This window comes from Paraburkholderia sp. XV (assembly GCF_020177535.1).
Classification (GTDB): domain Bacteria; phylum Pseudomonadota; class Gammaproteobacteria; order Burkholderiales; family Burkholderiaceae; genus Paraburkholderia; species Paraburkholderia caribensis.
Genome location: NZ_JAGUUD010000227.1, coordinates 1 through 4,551, shown reverse-complemented (window position 1 = coordinate 4,551; position 4,551 = coordinate 1). Strand labels below are relative to the sequence as shown.

At 63.2% G+C, this 4,551-nt stretch carries 2 protein-coding genes and 1 pseudogene; 1 reads left to right on the top strand and 2 read right to left on the bottom strand.

From position 1 onward, the window contains the following. Positions 1 to 178: 178 nt before the first annotated feature. Positions 179 to 1,450: an MFS transporter gene (locus KFO72_RS41320; RefSeq protein WP_054930166.1), complete on the bottom strand. Its 1,272-nt coding sequence runs from the start codon at positions 1,448 to 1,450 to the stop codon at positions 179 to 181. Continuing rightward, positions 1,447 to 2,469, bottom strand: a complete 1,023-nt coding sequence (locus KFO72_RS41315; RefSeq protein ID WP_176052624.1) for a PRC-barrel domain containing protein — start codon at positions 2,467 to 2,469, stop codon at positions 1,447 to 1,449. Before KFO72_RS41315 ends, KFO72_RS41320 begins: the two co-directional genes overlap by 4 nt. Positions 2,470 to 3,139: 670 nt before the next feature. Between KFO72_RS41315 and KFO72_RS41310 the strand changes: the two are divergent. After that, positions 3,140 to 4,456, top strand: a pseudogene (locus tag KFO72_RS41310) (NCS2 family permease); the annotation flags it as partial. Positions 4,457 to 4,551: the final 95 nt, after the last annotated feature.

The following is a 4,551-nucleotide window of genomic DNA, read 5'->3' as shown; positions in this document are numbered from 1 at the left end:
GCAAAGAAAAGTAGGTGCCGCCCCGCACAGGGGCGACGCGTGAAGCAAGCTAACGTAACGCGGATGCCAGCACAAAGGCCAGAACACCAAACGGCATAGCCCGCGCCACGAAGGCAAACCGCGAATGCCAGCAAAAACCCAAGCAAACCCCCCGCGTCGCAAGACCAAAAAAAGACCTTCATTTAGCCCGCTTCAAAGACCCATCACCAGCGGGTGCAGGCTTCTCCTGCACATCCCCATTCGCATCGCGAGTCTCCGGCATCGCCGCCCACACAAGCAACACAGCAAGCGCCCCCGCCCCAGCGAGCCCAAAAAAGCTAACCGCATTACCGAAGCGATCGGCGATAAACCCTGCAACGGCAGTAGAAAGCGTCGCCCCAATCCCGGCGGCGAGTCCAAACAGCCCAATGGTGAGGTTATAACGCCCTTTGCCGCCGGCAACATCAGCCGCGATCAGCGGCAGCATCACCCCGAACACAGCCGCGCTAATACCGTCGAGCATCTGCACCGGCACAAGCAGGTAAGGGCTGCTAACGCCCGCGAACAACAATGCCCGCACCGGCAGCGCAGAAAACCCAAGCAGCAAAATGGGCCTGCGTCCCCAGCGCTCGGCAGAGCGCCCAACCCAGGGCGACAACATCGCCACGATCGCCTGCGGCACGATAATGCACGCAGCAATCACAAGCTGCACGTTGTCGCCCATGCCCGCCGTCACTTCACCCGCAGCGAGATTGAGCATCGCCGCATTCGACAGATGGAACAACACCACGCACGCAGCAAAGATCAACATCCGCTTGTCGCGCAGCAACTCGAAGATCGATTCCTTTTCTTCCGCGTCGTCGCGCTCCTTCTTCGCCGGTTGATGCGCGGGCACAGGATGATGCTGCGGCATCGTGATCATCGACAACGCAAACAGCGCAGGCGCTGCAAGCACAGCAGTCAGCCAGAACACCGCGCGCGCCGAGAAATATTCGCCGAACAGCCCCATCAAACCCGCAGCGACAGCGCTCCCAATCGACGCCCAGCGTGCATTCCGCCCGAGCCGGTCGCCCAGATCGTGTCGGCCGACGAGCGCGAACGAGATGGCCGCCATCGCCGGCACGAGCATGCAGCTCGCAAAGCCGTGAAAGACCTCGGCAGCCATCACGGGCAGCACGGTCGGGCTCGCCGCAAGCAGCACGGCGCTGATAATGATCGCGATAATCGCCCAGGCAGCCGCGCCTTTCTTGTTGCGCAGCGCATCGACGGCCGCGCCGCCGGGCACCTGGCTCACCATCGCGCTGATCGTGCCGACTGACAGCGCGAGGCCGATTTCGCCCTGCGTCCACTTATGCGACGCGAGATACGAAGCAATGAACGGCCCGAATCCCGTCTGCACGTTGGCAACGAAAAAGTTGAGCCAGTCGAGGGCGCGGAGACTGCGTGCGTTGACCATGAGACGGCTCGTCATCGTGAAGTGCGTGCGGTTGAGGCCGCCGCAGCGGACGATGAAGGGCCAGCCGTCGGCGCGGTCGCGGAAACTGGAGCAGGGGCGGGCGAGACCGCCCGGATCGGTTTATCTGCCTCGTAAGTGGGCGACGCCTTGATCTGCGCGTCATTGAGATCCATCAAGGGACGCAGCGTCTTGTCCTTCGCGACGAAGCGCAGCGCCGACCAGTTCGCGGCAATCGCGCGGCGATCGGGACTGATGATGCCGCTCACGTCGAGCACGACGGCCTGCGGCTGCGCGTTCACATCGACCAGCACGTCGATCACGCGGCCGACCTTGCCGCCGTTCGGACGCTCGACGTCAGCGTCGATCAGCTCCATTTGCCCCGGCGGCACCGCGGGCGCGGCCGTTACGCCCGCAAGCGGCGTCGCGAGCGAAGCCGATGGCTTCGGCCGGTTGGTCGCGGCCAGCTGGTTGGGCGGTGTCGTGATCGTGATGGGCGCGCCTTTCGCATTCGGCGTGAAGCGGAACGCAGTCCACGGAAATCCGACCTTGCGGTCGCCGATGCCGAGAAAACCCTGCAGATTGACGATCATCTGGCGCGGCGTGCCGCTGCCGTCAGCCGTCATGTCGACGGCGCGGCCCAGCACCTTGCCGTCGAGCTTCTGCACTTCGCTGTCGAGCAAACCATGCGTGGAGTTGCGATCGAGCGTGCGGGTCACGATGATCGGCGCAGGAGGGGGCGGCGGAGGCGGCGGCGCGGGCGCGACGACGGGCGGCGGCGGCTCCGGCTTGTGCGGGCGCACGACGGGCGGGCGCGGCTTCCTGGGTTCCTTGGGTTCAGGCGCCTCGGCCTGATCAGGCTCGGAGGCGGGCTCGAGGGCGGGAACGACGAGCGGCGTCACCGTGGCTTCGGTGATGGGCGCAGGCGGCTGCTCGGTCGGTCCGAACAGGCTGCAGCCCGACATCACGGCGGCAAGGGCCGCAAAAACGGCCAACAGCAAAAGACGGAAGGCTGGACGTAGGAAACCGCCAATCATCAAGTGGGACTCCGTGGCCAGGGCGGCGGGCCGATGCAGGTGCTGTCGCAAACGACGATCCAGCGATTCATGCGGGCATCGAGAGCCTCGCCGGCAATGCGTTAAAGGCATGGTTTGCCGAGAGTTTAACCCGTGACGTCGAAAGGCCCCTGTTTTGTCTGCGTTGGAAGGGCCCGGCCACAGGCTTCCAAGCCCTTTCAGCGGGGCTTCCCGAGCGCCTCTCATGCGGGTTGAAGCCGTAGGTGTTAACACCCGGATACGCAGCCCGCATTGCCGTGTGTCAGGCGATATACGCGTTGCGACATGCGCGGCATGTTTTTATTGCGATGGGAGATATATCGCGATTCGCCTAACCTTCGCTTCAGCATAAAAAGAACGGCGCGAAGTGGGTCGTGGACTGGTGAAAACGGAACGCGATGTCGATCGATCGTCCGACGACGGATTACCCGCCGTAACGAGGACGGTGCGCACCTGCGCGCCACGCGGAAAGCGCAACACGCACTACATCTACTACTCAACGAGACGAACCTGATGACGGCGAGCCTGCGACGGCAGCCGTTTCGGCATGCTGATAAAGGAGGCACTCATCATGATGGAACCCCAGGCCCAGAGCATCGCGGAAGCCGGGAGCGAGGCATTCGACAACACTCGCGACCGGCCGGCGGCGTTCATTGATCGCTTTTTCGACATCACCGCACGCGGCAGCACGGGACGCCAGGAAATCATCGCTGGCATTACGACGTTTCTGGCGATGGTCTATTCCGTGTTCGTCGTGCCGGGCATGTTCGGCAAGGCGGGCTTCGACACCAGCGCGGTGTTCGTCGCCGTGTGCCTGACGACGGCATTCGGCTCGCTGCTGATGGGCATCTGGGCGCGCCTGCCGATCGCGATCGGCTGCGCGATTTCGCTGACGGCCTTCACCGCGTTCGGCCTCGTGCTCGGCAAGGGCTTGCAGCCGAACGTCGCGCTTGGCGCGGTGTTCCTGATGGGCCTCGTGTTCACGGGGATCTCGGTAACGGGCGTGCGCTCCTGGATTCTGCGCAATCTGCCTGCGGGCGTCGCGCATGGAACGGGCATCGGCATTGGTCTCTTTCTGCTGCTGATCGCTGCGAACGATGTCGGCCTCGTCGTGAAGAATCCGGGGCCGGGACTGCCTGTCTCGCTGGGGCATATCACGTCGTTGCCTGTGCTGATGTCGGTGGGCGGGCTGGCCGCGATTTTCGGTCTGGTGCGCCGCCGCGTGCCGGGATCGATCCTGATCGTGATCGTCGCGATTTCGGCGCTTGCGTTGCTGCTCGATCCTGCTGTTGCGTTTCATGGTGTGTTCGCGCTGCCTTCGTTGAGCGCGCCGGGCCATGCGTCGCTGATCGGCGCGATGGATATCAAGGGTGCGTTGTCGCTTGCTGTGCTGCCTAGCGTGCTGGCGCTCGTGATGACGGCCGTGTTCGATGCGACGGGAACGATCCGCGCCGTCGCGGGGCAGGCGGGGCAACTCGACGAGAATGGCCGCATCATTAATGGCGGTCGCGCGTTGACTGCGGATTCGCTCAGTTCGATTTTCTCGGGGTTTATGGGTGGTGCGCCGGCTGCTGCGTATATCGAGTCGACGGTTGGTGTTGCTGCGGGCGCGAAGACGGGACTGGCTGCGGCTGTCGTCGGGTTGCTGTTTCTCGTTGTGATGTTCTTTTCGCCGCTTGCCGCGCTCGTGCCTTCTTATGCGACGGCGCCCGCTTTGATGTATGTCGGGTTGCTGATGCTCTCCAGTGTGAGCAAGCTGCATATGGACGATATGGTCGATTCGATGTCGGGTCTCGTGTGTGCCGTTTTTATCGTGCTGACGGCTAATATCGTGACGGGCATTATGCTTGGGTTCTGTACGCTGGTGATTGGGCGTGTCGTTAGTGGGGAATGGCGCAAGCTTAATGTTGGGACGGTTGCGATTGCTGTTGTGCTGGCTGTGTTTTATCTTGGTGGTTGGGCGATCTGACGTTGGTTGTCTGCGACGCTGGGTGGTTTGCTGGTTTTGTCGCTGGCATCCGCGATGCGTTATCTCGCTTCACGCGTCGCCCCTGTGCGGGGCGG

Coding starts and splice junctions, on each gene's coding strand:
- KFO72_RS41320 (WP_054930166.1), bottom strand. CDS start 1,450: ATGACGAGCCGTCTCATGGTCAACGCACGCAGTCTCCGCGCCCTCGAC.
- KFO72_RS41315 (WP_176052624.1), bottom strand. CDS start 2,469: ATGATTGGCGGTTTCCTACGTCCAGCCTTCCGTCTTTTGCTGTTGGCC.